This window comes from Arthrobacter sp. TE12231 (assembly GCF_054062895.1).
Map to the genome: position 1 here is coordinate 3,490,054 of NZ_JBSSFS010000001.1, position 20,286 is coordinate 3,510,339.

The 20,286-nt window shown below is 66.1% G+C and carries 15 protein-coding genes and 1 tRNA gene; 10 read left to right on the forward strand and 6 right to left on the reverse strand.

Annotation, left to right across the window (positions count from 1 at the left end; genetic code table 11):
- Positions 1-468 precede the first annotated feature (468 nt).
- Positions 469-2,286 (reverse strand): hypothetical protein, encoded by a 1,818-nt coding sequence (locus ACVWYS_RS15645; protein ID WP_456507459.1) that lies wholly within the window; start codon positions 2,284-2,286, stop codon positions 469-471.
- 191 nt (positions 2,287-2,477) lie between these two features.
- The gene (locus ACVWYS_RS15650) at positions 2,478-4,352 is read right to left on the reverse strand and encodes a hypothetical protein (protein WP_456510019.1); all 1,875 of its coding nucleotides are present in this window, start codon (positions 4,350-4,352) and stop codon (positions 2,478-2,480) included.
- A 749-nt stretch (positions 4,353-5,101) separates the two neighbouring features.
- On the opposite strand from ACVWYS_RS15650, the gene ACVWYS_RS15655 reads away from it, so the two are divergent.
- Entirely contained in the window at positions 5,102-7,711 is a 2,610-nt protein-coding gene (locus ACVWYS_RS15655; protein ID WP_456510020.1) for a phosphatidylglycerol lysyltransferase domain-containing protein, read from the forward strand.
- A gap of 135 nt (positions 7,712-7,846) precedes the next feature.
- Here ACVWYS_RS15655 and ACVWYS_RS15660 read toward each other — a convergent pair whose 3' ends face one another.
- On the reverse strand, positions 7,847-9,181 hold the full coding sequence (locus tag ACVWYS_RS15660) for an alpha/beta hydrolase (protein ID WP_456510021.1): 1,335 nt from the start codon (positions 9,179-9,181) through the stop codon (positions 7,847-7,849).
- A gap of 278 nt (positions 9,182-9,459) precedes the next feature.
- Here ACVWYS_RS15660 and ACVWYS_RS15665 point away from each other — a divergent pair, with 278 nt between their 5' ends.
- From ACVWYS_RS15665 to ACVWYS_RS15675, 3 genes are all read left to right on the forward strand, one after another.
- Positions 9,460-10,755: an alpha/beta hydrolase gene (locus ACVWYS_RS15665; RefSeq protein ID WP_456510022.1), complete on the forward strand. Its 1,296-nt coding sequence runs from the start codon at positions 9,460-9,462 to the stop codon at positions 10,753-10,755.
- Between the two features lie 18 nt (positions 10,756-10,773).
- The gene (locus tag ACVWYS_RS15670) at positions 10,774-10,959 is read left to right on the forward strand and encodes a hypothetical protein (protein WP_456507464.1); all 186 of its coding nucleotides are present in this window, start codon (positions 10,774-10,776) and stop codon (positions 10,957-10,959) included.
- Positions 10,960-11,350: 391 nt separating this feature from the next.
- Positions 11,351-11,914 carry a DUF805 domain-containing protein gene (locus tag ACVWYS_RS15675; protein ID WP_456510023.1) on the forward strand — a complete coding sequence of 188 codons (564 nt, stop codon included), beginning with the start codon at positions 11,351-11,353 and terminating at the stop codon, positions 11,912-11,914.
- Between the two features lie 34 nt (positions 11,915-11,948).
- On the opposite strand, the gene ACVWYS_RS15680 is transcribed toward ACVWYS_RS15675, so the two are convergent.
- Positions 11,949-12,110 (reverse strand): hypothetical protein, encoded by a 162-nt coding sequence (locus ACVWYS_RS15680; RefSeq protein WP_456507466.1) that lies wholly within the window; start codon positions 12,108-12,110, stop codon positions 11,949-11,951.
- 351 nt (positions 12,111-12,461) lie between these two features.
- On the opposite strand from ACVWYS_RS15680, the gene ACVWYS_RS15685 reads away from it, so the two are divergent.
- Positions 12,462-13,112 (forward strand): hypothetical protein, encoded by a 651-nt coding sequence (locus ACVWYS_RS15685; protein WP_344361001.1) that lies wholly within the window; start codon positions 12,462-12,464, stop codon positions 13,110-13,112.
- Between the two features lie 238 nt (positions 13,113-13,350).
- A complete protein-coding gene (locus ACVWYS_RS15690; RefSeq protein ID WP_456510024.1) occupies positions 13,351-13,524 on the forward strand; it encodes an SHOCT domain-containing protein in 174 nt (57 codons plus the stop codon).
- Positions 13,525-13,603: 79 nt separating this feature from the next.
- Here ACVWYS_RS15690 and ACVWYS_RS15695 read toward each other — a convergent pair.
- Positions 13,604-13,680, reverse strand: a tRNA-Thr gene (locus ACVWYS_RS15695).
- Positions 13,681-13,922: 242 nt separating this feature from the next.
- Entirely contained in the window at positions 13,923-14,813 is an 891-nt protein-coding gene (locus ACVWYS_RS15700; protein ID WP_456510025.1) for a DsbA family protein, read from the reverse strand.
- A 180-nt stretch (positions 14,814-14,993) separates the two neighbouring features.
- On the opposite strand from ACVWYS_RS15700, the gene ACVWYS_RS15705 reads away from it, so the two are divergent.
- From ACVWYS_RS15705 to ACVWYS_RS15720, 4 genes are all read left to right on the forward strand, one after another.
- Positions 14,994-16,514 carry an alpha,alpha-trehalose-phosphate synthase (UDP-forming) gene (locus ACVWYS_RS15705; protein ID WP_344361006.1) on the forward strand — a complete coding sequence of 507 codons (1,521 nt, stop codon included), beginning with the start codon at positions 14,994-14,996 and terminating at the stop codon, positions 16,512-16,514.
- Entirely contained in the window at positions 16,504-17,340 is an 837-nt protein-coding gene (otsB, locus tag ACVWYS_RS15710; RefSeq protein ID WP_116767021.1) for a trehalose-phosphatase, read from the forward strand. The genes ACVWYS_RS15705 and otsB overlap by 11 nt, the downstream gene beginning before the upstream one ends.
- 277 nt (positions 17,341-17,617) lie before the next feature.
- Entirely contained in the window at positions 17,618-18,700 is a 1,083-nt protein-coding gene (locus ACVWYS_RS15715) for an ABC transporter ATP-binding protein (protein ID WP_116767022.1), read from the forward strand.
- A gap of 135 nt (positions 18,701-18,835) precedes the next feature.
- Complete coding sequence (locus tag ACVWYS_RS15720) at positions 18,836-20,254, forward strand: DUF4032 domain-containing protein (RefSeq protein WP_116767023.1); 1,419 nt, start codon at positions 18,836-18,838, stop codon at positions 20,252-20,254.
- Positions 20,255-20,286 lie beyond the last annotated feature (32 nt).

Below are 20,286 nucleotides of genomic sequence, written 5' to 3' on the forward strand. Positions count from 1 at the left end.
GCCCCGGTACCGCGACCAGCCGACGGCGGCCAGGCCCACCACGGCGCCGGCCAGAATGCACGTATTCCCGGTGCCGTCGATTTCGAAGGCATTGGTGACTGTTCCGAGGTAGAAGGTCTGCTCCAGACCCAAACAGAGCAGGACGAGGCCCGCGAGCGCGGCGACGGCCCAGGCGGTCCGGGCCGTAATGGATGAAACTTTCATGAGCCCTCCGTCTGTCTTCGGTGAACTGAAACGTTACCGACGGGCTGTACCGCCATCGAGCGGCAGGGTGAAGGACCCTCATGTGGGTTGGATGCCGGCTCCGCGGTTGGGCTCACGGCGCCGGTGGTGCGGGCCGCCGACGCTGATGCCGGCGATTCCGCCGCGCCGATGTTCAACCCCTGTTCTTTCCTGGCTGCGCGGCAGGCGGGACGGACCGGCCAAAGCCCCGGGCCACGTCATGCCGTGTGCCCGGGGAGCCGTGGGTTAGCTGGCGATTCGCGCCGCGCTGGTCCGGGAGACGGTCGTGTAACCGAACCGGGAGCCCGTGACGCGGACGGTGAGCTTGGTGCCCTTGTCGGCGGTCCGGACCTTGTAAGTCGACTCCGTGGCGCCCGAGATCGGGACACCGTTGCGCAGCCAGCGGTACGTGAAGGCAGTTCCCCAGGACCAGGTGCCCCGGTTCACGGTCAGGACGTTCCCGGCCTTGACTGTGCCTTCAATCGTCGGGGTGGCCGACGTCAGGGGCAGACCCGCCACCCTCGCCGAAGCGGTGAGCGTCTGGCCATTGCCGCCCGATGTAGTCGGGTTCACGTTGACCGAGAGCTTCGTGCCGGCGTCGGCCTTCGCCAGGATGTAGCTCCAGCCGTCGGCCCCGGCGATCTGGACGCCGTCGCGCAGCCAGTGTACGTCCGAGGAGATCCCCGCTCGGTCATACCAGGGGTCGGGCGTCAAGGTCACCTTCGACCCGACGGTCAGGGTCCCGCTAATGGCCCGCGTCGACTCACGCACGGTCACGGGTTTGGACGCGGCGACTTTTACCCAGGCGGTGGTGTAGCCGGGGGCGGACGCGGTCACGACGACGGTGAGGGTCTTGCCAACTTGGGGCGTGTCCGGGGTGAACGTCGGGCCGCTCGCCGCCGTCACGTCCAGCCAGTTGTAGGTGAACGTCAGCTTGTCGGAGGGCACGGACCAGGTGCCGGCCGACACCTTCATCACAGAGCCGGTCACGGAGTCCCCGGTCACGGCCGGCTTGGTGACGTTCGTCAGCTGCTTCAGCTCCCCGGCCGCCGGCACGGCGACCGGGTTGGAGTAGATGTGGGTGTCGTACCAAGTGCCGGACTCGAGGACCAGGGTGTGGCCCTGGTCCTTGGCCGTGATCTTGTAGGTCAGCGCGGTGGCTCCGAGAATCGCGACGCCGTCGCGCAGCCACTTGTAGGTGACCTCGCCCCGCCAGGCCGTCCACGGAACATCATCTACGGCGGTGAGGACGTCCCCCAGGCCGGTGCCGCCGGTGACCACGGCGCCGGGGGCCGGGTCGAAGTCAGAAACCTTTCGCTGTTTAGAGGTCACGGTGGCCGGCTTGAACCCGGGCGCGTGGCCGGTGATCCTGACGCTGAACAGCCCCGTTGAACGGCAGCCCCTCGGGTCGAACATTTCCGTGGTGGCACCCGGGATGGGTTTGCCGTCGCAGAACCACTGGTACTGGTAGTGGATGTCGGGCGCGCCCTTAAAAGTCGCCCCACCGGACACGAGGCGGCTGGGCCTATCCGGGTGGGTGTTATATGAATAGATACCAACGTACCCCGCATACACGACAGACGGGACGGTGCCGCCGGCGTTCGTGACAGGAGCGGTTTTGGTGGACTGCAGGGTCGTCTTTGCATAGCTCGGTGCTGCCGCCGTGGTCTTGACCCGGATGCCCTGGCCGAGGTCCGCCGTGGTGAGCAGGTAGGTGGGGCCGGTGGCGCCCAGGACCGGCACGTCGTTGCGCAGCCACTGATGCGTGAGCTTGGCGTCGGCGGGATCCCAGTCACCGTCAACAACGGTCAGGGTGCTACCGATCTGGAGGGCCCCGCTGATGCCGGGCCGCGGGCCGGCGACGGCACCGCCGTTGACCTGCACCGGGTACGGATGCCCGTCCGGCGCCGTGCAGAACCTGACGGAGTCGACCACCGGGCCGCAGGAGTCTGCGTTCGGAGTGGCCCACATTTCCTCATCGGCCTGCGCCGGAACGGCGAGGCCCGCAAGCGAGAGCGCGGCGAGTGCCCCGGCGATACCGAGACGGATGGCACGTGTTTTCAATTGTTCCCCCAAGTCTTCGGGCCGGTCCCCCCGGGCCCATGATGATAGTAGCGCCCGGTACCGGCTTGCGGCTATGTCGCTGCAGGTCAGGGGGCAGGATTCACGGTGAAGCCTCACCTGGTCACCAACGAGGGCAACGGTGCCCGGGGCGACGCCAGGACCCTTTGCCTCGTACCAGGCGAGGACTGCGATCAGCGGGCGAAGTACGCTCCGCTGGTCTGGGTGACGGTCGTATAGCCGAGCCGTGAGCCTGTGACACGGACGGTGATCCTTTTGTCCCTATCGGCCGTCCGGACCTTGTAGGTCGACTCCGTTGCACCGTAGATCGGGGCACCGTTGCGCAGCCAGCGGTACTTGAAGGCAGTGCCCCAGGTCCAGGTGCCGGGCTTCGCGGTCACCACTGTTCCGGTCTTGACGGTTCCGGCGATCGTCGGCGTGGCCGAACGCAACGCCGCAGCAGCCACCTTCGCCGTAGCATCGGTCGTCTGGGTCTTCAGGATCCTGCCGCCCATCGTGGACGTGACCTTGACGGAGATTTTCTTGCCGTAGTCGGCGCCCGCCAGGGTGTAGCTCAGGCCGGTCGCCCCGACGATCGGGGCGCCGTCACGCAGCCACTGGCGGGTCTCTGTCAGTCCCGGGGCATAGCCGGACCAGGTGCCGGTGGAGACGGTGAGCTTCTCTCTCACCGTCGCGTTGCCCCGGATGGCCGGGGCTTTGGTCTGGGTCGGGTCTGGCGCGGTCACGGGCTTGGGCGCGGTGACCTTTGCCCAGGCGGTGGTGTATCCGGGAGCGGTGGCGGTCGCTATGAGCGTGACCGTCGTCCCAAGCTGAGTCATGTTGGGGATGAACGTCGGGCCTGTGGCCGATACCTTCCCGTCCGGGGACTGCCAGTAGTAGATGACGGTCAGATTTTCGGCAGGTTCGGACCACGTGCCGGCCGTCGCGGTCATCGCCGTGCCAATCACGGCGTCACCGGTCAGGACAGGCTTGGTGACGTTCGTCAGCGGCTTCAGCTCAACCTTCGGGGGCTCCGGGGGTGCCGGGATGACGGTGCCCGCGGCCGGGGGAACGGTCACTGCGTTGGAGCTGGCCTCGGGTCCGCCAGACGTGGTCACCATCTCCAGGGTGTGGCCCTGGTCCTCGGCGGTGATCGTATAGGTCAGTTCGTTGGCGTCGGGAATTCGTATGCCGTCGCGCATCCACTGGAAGCGGTGCTCATTCCAATCGCTGGTGTTCCGGTCTGTGTGGTCAAACCAGGGAAGGTCGACAGCGGTGAGGACGTCCCCCACCTCGGTGCCGCCGGTGACCACAGCGCCGGGCGTCTCGGGGGTGAAGGTTCCGCGGCTGGCTGCGGAGGTCACGGAGACCGGGTCGAGGCCGGCGGCGTAGCCGGTGACGCGGAGGCTGAGCAGCCCCGTCGGGCCCCATGTTGTCCTATCAAATCTTGGGGCGGTGGCGCCAGGGATGGGCGAGCCGTCCCGGAGCCACTGATACCTGAGCTGGACGCCATTCGGGCCCCAGTCCCCCAGTTGGGCGACGACGACGGGCCAGTATTCGCCGTCTTCTGCGCCCAGGGGTTCGAAGCCTACAGACCCCGCCCGGACCGTCGGAACGGCGCCGTCGGCGTCCGTGACCGAAGGCGTCTTGGTCGACTGGACGGTGGTTGCCTTGCACTCCGGAGCACGGCCCGTGGTCGCGACCCGGATGCCCTTTCCAAGGTCCGACCTGGTCAGCCGGTACGTTTTACCGGTGGCGCCCAGGATCGGTACGTCATTGCGTAGCCACTGGTGCGTGAGCGTCGCGTTGGCGGGATCCCAGACGCCGTCGTAAACGGTGAGGGTGTTGCCGACCAGCAGGGCGCCCCCGATAATCGGCCGCGGGCCGGCAACCGGGCGGTTGACCATCACCGGATACTGACTCCCGTCCGGCGTCGTGCAGAGCTTGATCGAATCAACGATCGGGCCGCAGGACGGCACGAAGGCTGCCTGCGCCGGAACGGTGAGGCCGGCCAGCAACAGGGCGGTGAGGGCCCCGGCGGCGCCGAAACGGATGGTCTTGTTTTTCAATTGTTCCCCCAGAGTCTTCGGGCCAGTCCCCCGGGCCCCTTGATGATAGTAGCGCCATGACTGCAATGCGCGGCCATGTTGTTGCAGGTCAGGGACGGGCAGGATTCATCACGCCCTCAAAAAGCGAACGCCATCCAAGTCGCTAGGATCAGGCGTCGAAAACAACGGTGTCCGAATCGGGATTGCCTTGGGACGCAGTGGGCGGCAGGGACACACGAGCCGTGTCGGTCGATGACCGACATGGAGCGTCTTGGCCAGGTTTCTTGTGTCACGGTTGGAGGTCAACTGCGCCCGTCGATTATCCAGTGATGCTCATGGTTTTCCCAGCCACGCATCGGAGAATGAAGGTATGTATTTGGTCGAAACCGGCGCCTACGAACAGGCATCGTCGCACATCGCATTGGCATCTGGTTCCGGTTCCTGCTCGTTGTCGACCTTCGAGGGGCGCCGCTGCTGAACCTGATAACCCGGGGTGCGCTACCTGGGCGACGTCAGCGGACGCGTCCTCAATAGCAGCCATACTTGACGCCGGTGATGGAGCGGCCTTTCTTGCGTGCGTTCCAGCCCTCCACTTTGAATAGGATGCACGCTCTCGACACCGGCACTCGTGAACAGCGGCGAGCCGGTAGAACGTGCATCCGGCCGGCAGGTCCGGGGTCTCACCCTTGATGCCGGCCGCCCTGAAAGGAATCCTCGTGACTGTGCTGACGCCTGATCACGCAAGCACGCCATTTTCCGTTGCCGGGCCCTTGAAAAGGCTACGCGCCGCTCCGGTGACGGTGGGCTTTGTCCTGGCGTTCTGGGCTGCGGGAGCATTGTCCTCCTGCCTGATCTCTGGCCCGAGCCCGTCCCTGCGGACCCACTTGGCGGCGACAGCGCACTCCCTGCCGGGGAACTGGTGGGCTGTGCTGACGTGTGCGCTCTGGGCACAAAGCCTCGGCGGGTACCTGCTGGGCACGGCGTTGGTCCTCGCCGTCGGCATTCCGCTTGAACCTCGGATGGGAAGCCTGAAGTTCGCCGCCGCAGGTCTGGCTTCACACGTTCTGGGCATCGGCGCAGCCCTGGGCTTCCTGGCCGTGACACAGCAAACGCTGAGGAGCTTGACCCTGGAAATGAGCGGGCATCTGTTACTGGGGCCCAGCGCACTGATCGTGGGAGCCCTGATGGCCGGGACCGCCATGATGCCAACCCTGTGGCGGCGCCGGGTCCGCCTGGTCGTCTTCGCGTTGCTGATACTCCTGGCCCTCTACAGCGGCGGGTTCGCCCACCTTGTCAGGCTCGGCGCCGCGGCGACCGGAGCTCTTCTGGGCCCGATCCTGCTGGGCAGGCTTCCCACGTTCGGGCGCCCGGTGAGCTCCAGGCATGAAGGCCGGGTCTTGATCGCGCTCCTGCTGGCGGTTTCGGCCGTCGGCCCGGTCGTGGCCGGTCTTGTCCCGCATGCCGCCGGCCCCCTGGCGGTCCTGCGATTCCTGTTTACCAACATCCAACCGGTGGATCCGCAGAACCTCCAGAACCTGTGCTCCGACCCCGGCCAGGCCAAGGACTGTGCCGCGGCCCACCTGCAGCTGCGCGCCGGGGCCGGTGGCATCTTCATGGGAATCCTTCCATCGTTTCTGCTGTTGCTGCTTGCGGACGGCCTCAGCCGCGGGCGCCGCTTCGCTTGGACCGGCGCCGTACTGATCCAGCTCGCGCTCTCGCTGCTGGCCGGCATCACTATTGCCGGGGTTCTCCTGCGAGCAGCACCGGACACTTCGGCCATGGAGGGGATCGGCGCCATCGCAGCATCGGGGTACGCACACCCGTTCAGCCTGATGGTTCCGTTGCTGTTGCCAATCGCGCTGAGCCTTCTGTTGCTGATAACGCGCAGGCTCTTCTTGGTGGCGGCTCCGTCTGGGACATACACCCGGCTCTTGTCACGGGTTCTTGCCCTGGGAGTGTCCCTTGGTGCGTTCTACCTGCTCGCGGGACTGGCTCTTGCCGGTGGCTTCGCACCCGTTCCCGGGCCGGCCGAACTGTTGGCGGATATTCCGGACAGATTCCTGCCGCTCGGATACATGGTGGACGTGTCGCCGGCGTTTTTCCCCCAAAGCACCGCAGCGGTTCTGCTGTACGAGGGCATCGGCGTCATCTTCTGGGCCGCGACCGCCGTTCTGGTGCTGAACACCTTCTTGCGTCCGGTCCCGATCCAGCACAACGCCGGCGCTGCGCGCGCCCGGGACATACTGAAAACGCGGGAAGGCAGCTCGTTGTCCTGGATGACGACCTGGCAGGGCAACAGTTACTGGTTCTCCGCCACGGGAGAGAGCTTCGTCGCCTACCGCGTCATCGGCGGGATCGCCCTCACCATGGGTGTGCCGGTCGGTCCCGGGCCGGACCGCGAGGACGCCTTCGCGGACTTCACCAGCTTCTGCACCAGAGAAGGGTGGACTCCGTGTTTCTACTCCGTCCCCCAGGACCTGCGGGACCATGCCGCGTCACGGGGCTGGCGGTCCGTTCAGGTGGCTCAGGAGACGGTCCTGCCGCTGGACTCGATGTCCTTCAAGGGAAAGAAATTCCAAGACATCCGCACGGCCATGAACAACGCCGCGAAGGCCGGCATTCGCGCGGAGTGGATGACATACGCCACCGCACCGTTCCCGGTCCTTGCCCAGATCCAGGAGCTCTCCGAAGAATGGGTGGCGGACAGGAAGATGCCCGAAATGGGGTTTACCCTCGGCAGCCTGGACGAACTCAACGACCCTGATGTCCGCCTGCTGCTTGCCATCGACGGGCATCACAGGGTCCACGCCGTCCTCTCCTGGCTGCCCGTCTACCGCAACGGGACCATCGAGGGCTGGACCCTGGATTACATGCGTCGACGCAGCACGGGGTTCCGTGCCGGCATCGAATTCCTCATCGCCTCCGCGGCACTCAGCTTCAAAGACGAAGGATGTGGTTTCATGAGCCTGTCCGGGGCGCCCCTGGCCCGGGCGAATGTGACGTCACCGGACCTGGCCGCCCCGTCGGATCCGCAGACAGTCGGCGGCCTGGACCGGCTGCTGGACCGGCTGGGCGCAACGCTGGAACCCGTGTACGGGTTCAGGTCCCTGCTGGCCTTTAAGGCAAAATTCCAGCCCCGTTACGAAGCCCTTTACATGCTCTATCCCGATGCGGCATCACTGCCCGCCATCGGAAACGCCGTCACCCGGGCCTATCTCCCCACCATCAATTTCGGAGAAAGCCTTGCACTGGCCCTGCGAATGGTTCACCGGCCCACCCGAGAGCGGTCCGCAGCGCTCCGCCATCCAGCGCCGGTCCCCGCCGCCAACCACGTCGACGAGCCCAAGGATGAACGGCCCGGTGCCGTCACCCCCGGGTGACGTCCCGCGGACCGCCGGGACGATGCCGGGGCGATGCGACGCGCGGCGCGGCATCGTCGGCGAGTGCGGTCGGGTGTGTGCCGGGTCTTGAACGCCGAGGTCTTCGGCGCGGTGGCTGCGAAGCGACTGTTCAGTTCAGGGCCGGACGAGGCCGAACCTTTGGTTTAGCAGCGGGAGCCCGGATCTGAGGCCGAAGTTAACGGCGTCCCCGAGGTGACCTATCCCGTCGCCGACGAACCGGCTGGTAGTCATGCCGGCGGCCTTAGCGTCCGCCTCGGCCTTGGCGCCCTCCGGCCCGTACCTGGAGTCCAGGGCGCCGTTGGTGAAAATGGCGAGTTCGTCGTTGTATTTGTGTGCTTTGAGGATCGTGGCGGGTTTCTCCGCAGTGAATGCGGCTTTGTCGCCGCCGAAGATGGTCTTCACCGTGTTGTCGGCGTTGCGGTCCACGGGGTTCAGCTCTCCCGAGATGTCCAGCAGCGAGCCGAAGATCTCCGGCCGCTTGGCCGCGAATGAGAGGGCGCATTCCCCGCCGTTGGAGTACCCGGCCACAGCCCACTGGGTCCGGCCGCTGGCCACGTTGAGGTTCTTGTGGATGTAATTGACGACGTCGGTAGTGACGTAGGTGTAGACGTTGCCTTTGGCGGAATCAACGCAAACCGGATTTCGGTAAGGATTGCCCAACTGGTCGATCGTGAGCACGATCGGTGCCAGACCGTTGTTTTGCTGCGCCAGCGCGTCCAGCTGCTGCACGGCGGTTTTGCTCTGTTCCGGGCCGCCCGGCTGGCCCATCATCATGACGATGATCGGCAGGGCCGGCGGATTGTCCACCAGGGCCGCGGGCGGCAGATATAAGAAGGCGTCGCGGGCGTGGAAACCGGACGCGTTCGCGGGTATCGTGACCGAGCCGCTCACTCCGGCTGACGGGATCCCCGCCGGGGGTTTCCAGCTCTGCCACAGCGCTGTCCCACTTTGTGCCTGCGGCACAGGGTTGAGTTTCGGCAAGACCAGATGGCTGGTATGGTCCACGCCCAGCATGGCCCCCAACGTCGGGTTCAGCCCGTAGCCGGCGTTGATCCCCAGCGCCGCCGTCACAACGAACACCAGGCTGGCGGCGATGGCGGCCACTTTGCGCCACCAGCGCGACCGCCACAGGTTCACGACGGCGAGACCGACGCCGGCGAACGCAACGATGACCCAGGTGCGGGTGCCGGCATCCAGTGGCAGTCCGAAGACGTTCAGCACGACTTCGCAGACGAACAGGGTAACGGCGCCTGACAGGGCGCCCCCGGCAACACCCGCGGTGGCGGTGATGATCCACGAACGGCGTCCTGGCCCCGTGGTCCCGCGGCGCAGCTGCCGCGGCAACAGCACCGGGCGCACGAGCAGGTAGAGCGCTGCCAGAGCGGAAAGGGCATAGACGGTGTAGAGCAGTGACGTGTCGATGACATTGAGGTTGAAAAGCTGTTCCACCCCGCCTCCTCCTGTATGGCATGGCCCGTGCTGGCAGTCCCGGTCTGGACAGATCCACGGCGGGCCCCGGCAGCGGCGACCCCCGGAACGTTATAGCACGGCAGTCATCATGGACGCTGGGAATCCGTCCTCCCAGCCGGCAGCAATCCTCAGCCGCTATGATCAGCGGCGTGACCGGACGGGCAGTCCGGGATGGGTTCAGGGGCGAAATGGCCCCGGCACGCCGGACGATGCCGTTCCGGCGGGACGCTGGCCGCAGAATATGGTCGACAGGGGACATGAAAAAATTCATTCTGGCTCTCAACATCGTTGACGGTCCCTTGATCGTCGCGGCATACGTGCTCAGCGCGGCCTTATGCGCGGCCCTTCTGGTGCGACGCGGGCCCAAGCCGGTCGCCATGACGGCACTCTGGGGTGCTGCCGGCGCCGTGGTCGGGGCCGGCACCTTAGTGGTGGCGGAGAAGATCGTGCAGGCATTCGGCAGTCCCCTCGACTGGTCCGTTCGGATCTGGGTCATAGTGTTCTTCGCCGGCCTCGGCGTCTGCGGGGCGAACTTCCGGGGATCCGGCATCTGGCGGAAGGTGCTCGCATCCGTGGCGGCTCTCTGCTTTGCTGCCACGGCGACCCTGGGAATCAACGCCTACTACGGACTGAACGTGACGCTGGCCTCCTTCCTGGGGGTCTCCCTGGCCCCAAGGATTGACTTGGGACCGGTCCCGCCCCACGCCGCCGCACCCCAGAAGCCCCTGTGGGATACGTGGAAGGCGCCGGCCGGAATGCCCTCCGAGGGTTCAACCGCCCAGGTGGTCATCCCGCCCCAAATATCCGCGTTTCCCTCACGCCCGGCTGGCCTGTACCTGCCCCCGGCGGCACGGGTCCCCAATCCACCGTCCCTGCCACTGGTGGTCCTGATGATGGGTCAACCCGGCGACCCGGACCCGCAGTACGCAGCCGCAGTCCTGGACGACTACGCAGCACACCACGACGGACTGGCACCGATCGTCATCGTCGCCGACCAACTCGGCGACCCCATGGTCGACAACCTGTGCCTCGACTCGCCCCTTCACGGACGCCCGGAAACCTTCATCAACCGCGACGTGGTCGACTGGGCACGAAGCCACCTGAACATCATTGACAACCCGAAATACTGGACCATTGCGGGCTATTCAAACGGTGGCCAGTGCGCCATTTCCTTCGCCGCCAAGTACCCCTCGATCTGGGGCAACGTCTTGGACATATCCGGGGAAGAATACCCGGGGGCCGAGGACCCCGAGGGCAACCTCCAGGATGTCTTCGGCGGCAACCAGGCAGCCTACGACGCCCAGAAACCGGTCAACATCATGAAACAACAGAAGTACCCCGATACCCGTGCCATCTTCACGGCCTCAACCGACGACCCCGTCTACCTGGACGCGGCCCGTCACGTCTCGGCAGCGGCAGCGGCCGCGGGAATGACCGTCACCTACTACGAGGTCCCCAACGGGGGACACGTCATCGGGGCGCTGAACGGGGGCCTGAACAAGGGATTCGAAGTCCTCTACCCCCGGCTCGGCCTCTCCCGCCCCACCCCGTAGGAGCCTCCCGGCAGGCGCTTGAACGCGCCGGCACCGGTCTCCTCAAACCCCACGTCTCCCACCGTCATCTCCCACATCGGGGGCAATACCAGCTTCGCGTGGTGGCCGTCCTACCGGATCGAAATGGCCCAGACCTACGGGACCGGGAAGTCACTGCAGTGCGTGGCCCTGCACGAATGCGCCCACATCGCCTCTTTCAGCTAACCGCACGGATGAACGCCATCTACGGCAGCCGGCCGGCGGGCAAGGAGCAACTCGCCGACTGCATGGCGTACGCGATGGGCGCCGACAAGAACTATGGCGGCACCTACACCCGGGACTGCAGCTGCTACCGGGGGCACTGCCGCCCGGAAAATCCTGGCCGGACAGAAGCCCTGACAGCGGGGCCTGCTGCCCCTTCACCGGGACGGCGGCCGTTGGCAGTGGCCTCGTCCACCTGCAGGTCATCGGTCCTCGCTTTCCGTCTCCTGACCTGCGAAAACACTGCGCCCGATACCGCGGCCCGAGGATGTTTCGCCGATACGATGGCAGCGCAGAGCCCGGTCGAAACCGGCGTCCGCTGATCTAGCCCTATCCACACCATTGAAGGAGCACGATGTCAGGTCTTCAACCTCCGCAGGGCCCCGGCCAGCAGTCGTGGCCGAGCGAGCAGCCGCGACACACCCAGGGGTGGGCGTCCAACCCGTACGCCGCGCCTGCCTACCAGGGCTCGGTATCCGGGCCGGTGCCGCCCTGGGCACCGTTGTACGGCGCTTCCCTGCCGGAGGCCGTGGCGAGATTCTTCAAGAAGTACGCAACGTTCTCCGGCCGGGCCAGCCGGAGCGAATACTGGTGGGTGGGACTGGTCTCCGGAGTCCTCTCACTCATCCTGAACATCTTCACGCTTGTCGGCGGATCCGCCGGCGCGACCCTGCGACCCGACGGCACCACCGTCCCTGGCCCCGGGTACATCATCGGACTCATCCTGTCCGTCATCATTTCCCTGGCCATCATCGTCCCGTCCCTGGCAGTATCCGTCCGGCGGCTCCACGATGCGAACATGAGCGGCTGGATGTACCTCCTGGTGCTGGTTCCTTTAGTCGGGCCCATCCTGATCCTCGTCTTCCTGGCGCAAGGCCCCAGGCCGGAGGGCCAGCGGTTCGACAGGCCGACCTGGTAGGCAACTTGCTCCACGGTGAAGGCGTGCTGCGCTATCAGGCAGGAAGAAGTTCCCAGCCATCTTCTTCATGGGTCAGGCTCCGGACGATCCGGTAATCCCCAGAGGCCTTGAGCGCCGGTACGGCATCGAGGGCGGCCTGTGCCGCTTCGAGGCTGCCATGAGTGACGACGCCGTTGCGGCCGGGCAGAAACTTCACGCCTACTCGAAGTAGGTCTCTTCGAACTCGGTAAAGTCAGCCTCGAACTGCTCTTTCGTCAGCAACAGTCCAAGGCAGGACGCGGTGACGCCGTTCTCGACGAGTTAGGCGACGATGCTGGCCTGCCGTGCCGGCCGGCCAGTAACGACCCGCTGGAACGACCGTGGTGCACCGTCTTCCATGTCCGGGCATAGAGCGACCTGCTCGCCGAACTGGACACGGCCGCCTGACCGGCGCGGCGCAGCGGCCCCGGGCACGAACCGCGGGGTAGAACAAACAGGGGGAGTTTCGGCTCCCCTTTCTGCTGTCCGACCGGGCACGCTCTTCCGACCCGCCGAACACATGAGGACCATGACCTTCTCCCGCCGCCGCATTGCCCTGCTCGCCACTCTCCTCGTCACCGCCCTGGTGGTCGTCGGCTACCTCTACACCAGTTCACGAAACTCCCACGCCGCAGCGCCGAAAGCATCAGCCTCCGCAGCCCCGTCAGCGTCCGCCGGTCCCGCGCCTGCGGTGAAGTCGGTGCACTCCCCCGACAAGGTCGCCGTGGACGAGACGCTCGCCGCCGGCCAGTGCAAGGCCCGCACCGTGGACGCCAACGCCGGACTCTACCTGCCCGATCCGGCCTGCACCCCCGGTGCGATTGATCCGGCCGTCACCCAGGACAACCTTGCCTCCACCATCTGCACGTCCGGCTACACGACCACGGTCCGGGCGGGCACGACCCAGGCCAAGAAGCTCAGCCTCCAGCAGTACGGCCAGACCACGGCGCCCTCCACCGAATACGACCACCTGATCTCCCTCCAGCTTGGCGGCACCAACTCTGTCTCCAACCTCTGGCCGGAACCGAACCGTGCCGGTGCCCCGGGGACCACCAACCCCAAAGACGCGATCGAGACCCGGCTGAACAAGGCCGTGTGCGCGCACAAAGTCACGCTCGCCGCGGCGCAGAAGGCGATCGCCGCCAACTGGGTCACCGCCGAGAAAGGCCTCGGCCTCTAAGCGCCAAAAGTCCAGAGAAGGGAGGCGGGGATTGGCTGGAAGACGCAGCGGCACGGCGGAGGCAGGCAGACTCCGTGGGGCAATGGCCCGATGCGCAAACAATCGGCCACGGTCAGACGTCCGGCCTGGCTCAGGCACGCTTCACTGGAACAGCCCATGATGACCATTTCGCGCCTTGGCGGGTAGGTGGCGTAAAAGTTGAGGCGCATCCGCTCCTCTCCTTGGCAGTGCCATCATCATGGCGATCATTCGCTGCAGTCAGGCTAGCCGGACCAAGACGGCGAAGCCGACCGTCGCATCGCAGATCGAGGACTTGGCCCGGCTTAGAGACAAGGGCCTGTTGACGCCCGACGAGTTCGAGTTGAAGCGGCAAGAACTGCTGCGCCGTCCGAGTCGCCGCTTTGCGGCCTAGGAATGAAGCGTGTCGTGCCCTGTTGGCACACACAAAAACCCCTCCACTCCGGGCAAAATCGCCGGAACGGAGGGGTTCGTGGGGCCCCCTGTCGGATTCGAACCGACGACCCCCGCTTTACAAGAGCGGTGCTCTGGCCAACTGAGCTAAGGAGGCATTCCTGCAGCCCAGCCTACCCACATCAGATGCAAAATGGGGCAGATATCAGGACGCTAGACAAGGGTAGCCCACCGACGCCCGGTGAGAAAAACGCGCAACGCCCCCGCCGCGAAGCAACGGCCAACGCGACGGCCACCAGGAAGGCCCGGCCCCCGAGAAAATCCGGGGCCGGGCCTCGACTGCGGGCCTTTAATAGCTGCCCTCAACAGCCGTTTCAACTGCGGCCGCGTGATGTCCTGTTACTTCTTGGCGTCGACCGCGGCCTGGAGGTACTGGTCGAACGGGGTCTGGGCGCTGTCGCCGACGCCCCACTGCTTGCCTTCGACGAAGACGGTCGGGGTGCCGGTCACGCCGATCACCGCGGCCTCCTGGGTGGTGTGCTTAACCCACGGACGGAACGTCTTGTCATCCACGCACTGGTCGATGCTCTTGGCTCCGACGTCGGTGGCCAGCTTCTTCAGCTCGGCATCGGAGAGCCCGGCGCTGCCTTCGGCCGGCTGCTTCGCGTACAGCTGGTCGAAGAAGTCCGAGTACTTCTCCGGGGACTCGTTCACGACGCAGGCTGCAGCGGCGGCCGCGCGGGAGGAGTAGTTGGTGGTGGATCGGCTGTCGAGGAAGCCGAGCGGGCGGTATTCCACCGTGATCTTGCCGTCATTGCGCAGCTTGGTGAGGGTCTCGTTGTACTGCGTCTCGAAGTTCTTGCAGACGGGGCAGATGAAGTCGACATAGAGGACCACCTTGACCGGCTTGCCGGCCTCAGCCTCGGCGCCCGGGGCCGTGACCGGCGACGGCGGCGTGGCCGGCGCGGCGGGGAGGTCGGACAGCTTCACCGTGGCGGGATCGGTCTTGGCAACCTGGTTGTTCGCCAGCAGGGTGACGCCGCCGTGGATGTTGCCGTTGGCCGGGGTGGGCCCCTCGTCGGCAACCGGGGCGTTGTTCTTGATGTTGGACGTGACAACCAGCGCCACAATCACGATGATGGCGACGACGGCGGCAACAATGCCCCAGCCGATCAGCAGCTTGTTGCGCTTGTCCTTTTTCAGCTGCGCCTCGCGGATCTCACGGGCTTTCTCGCGCGCCGCGGCAGTGCGCTCTGCCTTAGACTGTCGGGGTTCGTTTGCGGGGCTCATTGGTTCCTCGGGTCGTTCGGCCAGGGGCGGTCCACTCAGTGGCAACTTCATCATTTTAGGGGAGAAACCCGAGAACTTGCGCTTTCAAGTTTCCCTCCGCCTGCCCAACGGACGAATAGCCCGGAAGATTCCGTACAGCTAGGGTTGATAGACAGCCACGAGCGACCCCAGGGGGCACCAATGGAAGCAACGGACAGCGCCGATCACGGCGCACGAGACACCACTGAAGCGGCGAAAACAGCCACCGACGGGGCAGCAACTGCTGCCGGGGCGGGGGGCCAGTTCGACTTCATCGTAGTGTCCAACCGGCTGCCCGTTGATCGCTGTTCCCCCGAGGACACGGGCTGCGAGGACGGCTGGCGCCGTTCCCCCGGCGGACTCGTGACGGCGCTGGCTCCCATGATGACCAAGACGGACGGCGCCTGGGTGGGCTGGCACGGCGCGCCCGATGAAACGGTCAAGCCCTTCAGCCACGGCGGCATCGACCTGGTCCCGGTCCATCTCAGCACGGCCGACATCGAACTTTTCTACGAGGGCTTCTCCAACGCCACCTTGTGGCCGCTGTACCACGACGTGATCGCCCCGCCGGAGTTCCACCGCACCTGGTGGGACTCCTACCGGAAGGTCAACCGGAGGTTCGCCGACGCCGTCGTTCACCACGCGGCCGAGGGCGCCACCGTGTGGGTGCAGGACTACCAGCTGCAGCTGGTCCCGAAGATGCTGCGGGAGGCCCGGCCGGACCTGAAGATCGGGTTCTTCAACCACATCCCGTTCCCGCCGCCGGAGATCTTCGCGCAGCTCCCGTGGCGCCGTGCAATCATCGACGGTCTGCTGGGCGCGGACCTCGTGGGCTTCCAGCGCAGCAGCGACGCCGGGAACTTCATGCGCTCCGCCCGTCGCTTCCTGGGCGCCAGCGTCAAGCAGCAGCAGGTGCACGTCAAGGGGAACGACGGCGACACCACCCACATCGCCCGCGCCCAGGCCTTCCCGATTTCCATCGACGTCAAGCAGATCAGCGAACTGGCGCGGAAGCCGGAAGTCATTGAGCGCGCCCGCCAGATCCGCCGGGACCTGGGGAACCCGAAAACCATCCTGCTCGGCGTCGACCGCCTCGACTACACCAAGGGCATCCGCCACCGGCTCAAGGCCTACGAGGAGTTGCTCGCCGACGGCAAGGTCACGGTGCAGGACGCAACCCTGATCCAGGTGGCCAGCCCCAGCAGGGAACGCGTGGAGCAGTACCGTCTGCTCCGCGAAGAGGTCGAGGGCACCGTCGGCCACATCAACGGCACCTACGACACCATGGAGAGCACGGCCGTCCGCTACCTCCACCACAGCTACCCCATCGAGGAGATGGTGGCGCTGTACCTCGCCGCGGACGTCATGCTGGTCACCGCGCTGCGCGACGGCATGAACCTCGTGGCCAAGGAATACGTCACCGCCCGGACAAACAACGACGGCGCGCTGGTGCTCAGTGAATTTGCCGGCGCTGCCGACCAGCTCAAACAGGCCCTGCTGATGAACCCGCACGACATCGACGGCCTCAAGGACACCATCATGAAGGCCGTCAACATGCAGCCGGCCGAGGCCTCCCGGCGCATGCGCGCCATGCGCAAGCAGATCCTGGATCACGACGTCGACCTCTGGTCCTCGGACTTCCTGGCAGCCCTGGCCGAAAAGGTGGTGCGCGATGACTCCTGATGCCACCGGCAGGAATTCGGACACCAGTAATTCAGACACGGCCCCGCTCTCCCTCTCCCCCGAACTGCTCGAGGCGGTGCGCCGTATCGCCGGCACCGAGCAGCTGCTCGTGGCGATGGACTTCGACGGCACCATGGCCCCCCTCGTGGACCATGCGGCCGACGCCCGCGCCCTCCCGCGTTCGGCCGCGGCCTTCGCCGAGCTCACCGGACTTCCGCGGACGACGACGGCGCTCATCTCCGGGCGCGCCCTAGACAGCCTGCGGGCCGTTGCATCCCCGCCGGAACACACCCTGCTGATCGGCAGCCACGGCGCCGAGGTCTGGATGGGCCCCGGCTCTTCGGAACTGATGCTCGACGACGCCCAACGGAAACTCTTGGCCGAAGTCCGGAAGGAGCTTGAGGGAATCGTCGAACAGGCCCCCGGGACCCTGCTGGAAGACAAGCCGGCCGGCGTCGTCCTCCACACACGGCTGGCCGCCGACGACGTCGCCGAGGACGCCGTCGCCGCGGCGCGGGCAGTCCTGCAGGACCGCAGCGGCGTCTTCCTCAAGACCGGAAACCGCGTGTTGGAGACCTCCGTGGTGCACGCCTCCAAGGGAGAGGGCATCGCCTTCCTGCGGCAGGCCACCGGAGCCACGGCGGTAGCCTTCGCCGGGGACGACACCACTGACGAGGACGCCCTGGCCAGCCTCATCCCGGGCGATCTCGGCGTGAAAGTCGGGCTTGATTTCACCCGGGCCGAGTTCCGGATCGAGTCGCCGGTGCACGTCTGCGAACTGCTCGAAGCCCTCCTCCGGGAGCGCAAACGCGCCGTCGGGGCCTGAACCTAAAACCGCGGGGGAGCAAGAAAAACGGCCGCCAAGCGGGCCCGGGTGGGCAGCATCACATGTGACATCCGTAACTTTTTGGCCCAATTGCCACAAATCTGACATACTCTGTTTGTGATGTGGCGCACAGCTACCGTGCGGCGTCACTGGATACTCCTCGGCTTCGGCCGAGGAGTATGCGCATGAAAACCCACAATTGAATTAACAACTGCATAAAAAGACCATTCACTACGGATCGTCCGGCACGTACCTGCCGGTGAAGGGATTGATAACTGTGGCTACAGTTACTTTTGATAACGCAACACGTCTGTACCCGGGCACCGATAAGCCCGCTGTTGACAAGCTCAACATTGACATCGCCGATGGCGAATTCCTGGTCCTCGTTGGACCCTCCGGCTGCGGAAAGTCGACCTCCCTGCGCATGCTTGCAGGTCTTGAGGACGTCAACTCCGGCCGCATCCTGATTGGCGATCGTGACGTCACTGACGTTCCGCCGAAGGACCGCGACATCGCCATGGTGTTCCAGAACTACGCCCTGTACCCGCACATGACTGTCGCGGACAACATGGGCTTCGCGCTGAAGATCGCCGGCGTCAGCAAGGAAGAGCGCGCCGAGCGCGTCCGTGAAGCCGCCAAGCTCCTGGACCTCGAGCCGTACCTGGACCGCAAGCCGAAGGCACTCTCCGGCGGCCAGCGCCAGCGTGTTGCCATGGGCCGCGCAATCGTGCGTAACCCGCAGGTCTTCCTCATGGACGAGCCGCTGTCCAACCTTGATGCCAAGCTGCGCGTGCAGACCCGCACCCAGATCGCATCCCTGACCCGCCGCCTGGGCGTCACCACGGTCTATGTGACCCACGACCAGGTCGAGGCCATGACCATGGGCGACCGCGTCGCCGTGTTGAAGGACGGCCTGCTGATGCAGGTCGACACCCCGCGCAACCTCTACGACAAGCCGAAGAACGTCTTTGTGGCCGGCTTCATCGGCTCCCCCGCCATGAACCTCCTCGAACTGCCGGTCGTCGACGGCGGCGTGCAGTTCGGCGGGACCGTCTACCCGGTTCCGCGCGACGTCCTCGAAGAGGCCCACGGCCAGACCGTGACCCTCGGCTCCCGCCCGGAAGACCTTGAGACGGTCGCCCAGGGCGAAGGCCTCCAGGTCGAGGTCGACGTCGTCGAGGAACTCGGCGCCGACGCCTACGTCTACGGCCACACCACGCTGGACGGCACGAGCCACGACATCGTGGCCCGCGTCGATGGTCGCCGCCCCCCGATGAAGGGTGAGTCCATCTGGGTCCGCCCGCAGTCAGGCCACGTGCACCTGTTCGACACCAAGACCGGTCTGCGCCTCGGCGACTAGTCCCCACCGGCCCCCTAGGCTGCAACCGACGGCGGTCCTCCCCAGTGGAGGGCCGCCGTCGGGCTTTAACTGCTCCGCGTTAGGCGCGGCACCATAAACACGGAAGAATTGACCCATGACCGAGGAAAACCCCACATGACCGAGGAAAACAGTGCCCAGTGGCACGACGAGCCCACCGACTACGGTCAGATCGGGAAGCTGCCCCGGTTCGAGGCCGCCAGCGCCAATGATGACAAGGCCTCCATGGCGTCCAGTTCGCTGAGCATCACGGCCGCGGCCACCGAGCCCGAGCTCCTGGACCTGCCCTGGCACATTGCCCTCGAGGACTGGCCGGCAGAGTACCTGGCGGCGCTGCCCCGCGGTATCTCGCGGCACATCGTGCGCTTCGCCCATCTTGGCGGGTCGGTCATCGCCATCAAGGAGACCTCGGAGCACGTCGCCCGGCACGAGTACCACATGCTCCGCAAGCTCGCCCGGCTGGACGTGCCCTGCGTGGAGCCGGTGGCCGTCATCACCGGACGCACCACCCCCGAGGGCCGGCCGCTGAACCCCGTGCTGGTCACCCGGCACCTGAAGTTCTCGATGCCCTACCGCGCGCTCTTCTCCCAGATGCTGCGCAAGGACACCCTGACCCGGCTCATCGACGCCCAGGCGCTGCTGCTGGTCCGGCTGCACCTGATCGGCTTCTACTGGGGCGACGTCTCGCTCTCAAACACCTTGTTCCGCCGCGACGCCGGCGCCTTCGCCGCCTACCTTGTGGATGCCGAGACCGGCGAGTTGTACCCGGATCTCTCCACCGGGCAGCGCGAGTACGACCTCGAAATCGCCCGGGTCAACATCGCCGGGGAGCTCATGGACCTCCTCGACGGCGGCCTGATCGAGGAAAAGGTCGATCCCGTGGCCACCAGCGAGCTCATCATGGACAGCTACCGGCGGCTGTGGACCGAACTGACGGCCAAGGAGTCGTTTGAGATCGGCGAACGCTGGCGGGTGGCCGCCCGCATCCGGCGGCTCAATGAGCTCGGCTTCGATGTCGAGGAATACGCCATCAAGACCACGCAGAACGGCTCCACCATCCAGCTCCAGCCGAAGGTCGTCGACGCCGGGCACCACCAGCGCCGGCTGCTGCGCCTGACCGGCCTGGACGCCCAGGAGAACCAGGCACGCCGGCTCCTGAATGACATGGACTCGTTCCGGGCCGACAACAACCCAGGCATGGACGAGGAATACAGCGCGCACCTGTGGGTCAGCCAGATCTTCGAGCCGATCGTGCGGGCCATCCCCCGCGACCTCTCCGGCAAGCTCGAGCCGGCCGAGGCCGTGCACGAGGTCCTGGAGCACCGCTGGTACATGTCCGAGGCGGAGAACCGGCACATCCCCCTGGCCGAGGCCGTCCAGTCCTACATCGACAACGAGCTCCGCCACCGCCGGGACGAGGCCGCGATCATGCTCAACCCGGACACCGGGCTGCTCAAGATCCTCGAGGTGGAAACCGAGGAATCACGCTACGGCGCCGACGAATCCATCGCCGAATACCCGGACTCCGACGACTAGGCAACGCGCCTAGTTCCAGCGCCGGGCGCGTT

What these genes read in the sequence shown, in the direction of transcription:
- ACVWYS_RS15665 (WP_456510022.1), top strand. Translation starts at nt 9,460, where the DNA reads ATGAAAAAATTCATTCTGGCTCTCAACATCGTTGACGGTCCCTTGATC.
- ACVWYS_RS15675 (WP_456510023.1), top strand. Translation starts at nt 11,351, where the DNA reads ATGTCAGGTCTTCAACCTCCGCAGGGCCCCGGCCAGCAGTCGTGGCCG.
- ACVWYS_RS15685 (WP_344361001.1), top strand. Translation starts at nt 12,462, where the DNA reads ATGACCTTCTCCCGCCGCCGCATTGCCCTGCTCGCCACTCTCCTCGTC.
- ACVWYS_RS15690 (WP_456510024.1), top strand. Translation starts at nt 13,351, where the DNA reads ATGGCGATCATTCGCTGCAGTCAGGCTAGCCGGACCAAGACGGCGAAG.
- ACVWYS_RS15700 (WP_456510025.1), bottom strand. Translation starts at nt 14,813, where the DNA reads ATGAGCCCCGCAAACGAACCCCGACAGTCTAAGGCAGAGCGCACTGCC.
- ACVWYS_RS15705 (WP_344361006.1), top strand. Translation starts at nt 14,994, where the DNA reads ATGGAAGCAACGGACAGCGCCGATCACGGCGCACGAGACACCACTGAA.
- otsB (WP_116767021.1), top strand. Translation starts at nt 16,504, where the DNA reads ATGACTCCTGATGCCACCGGCAGGAATTCGGACACCAGTAATTCAGAC.
- ACVWYS_RS15720 (WP_116767023.1), top strand. Translation starts at nt 18,836, where the DNA reads ATGACCGAGGAAAACAGTGCCCAGTGGCACGACGAGCCCACCGACTAC.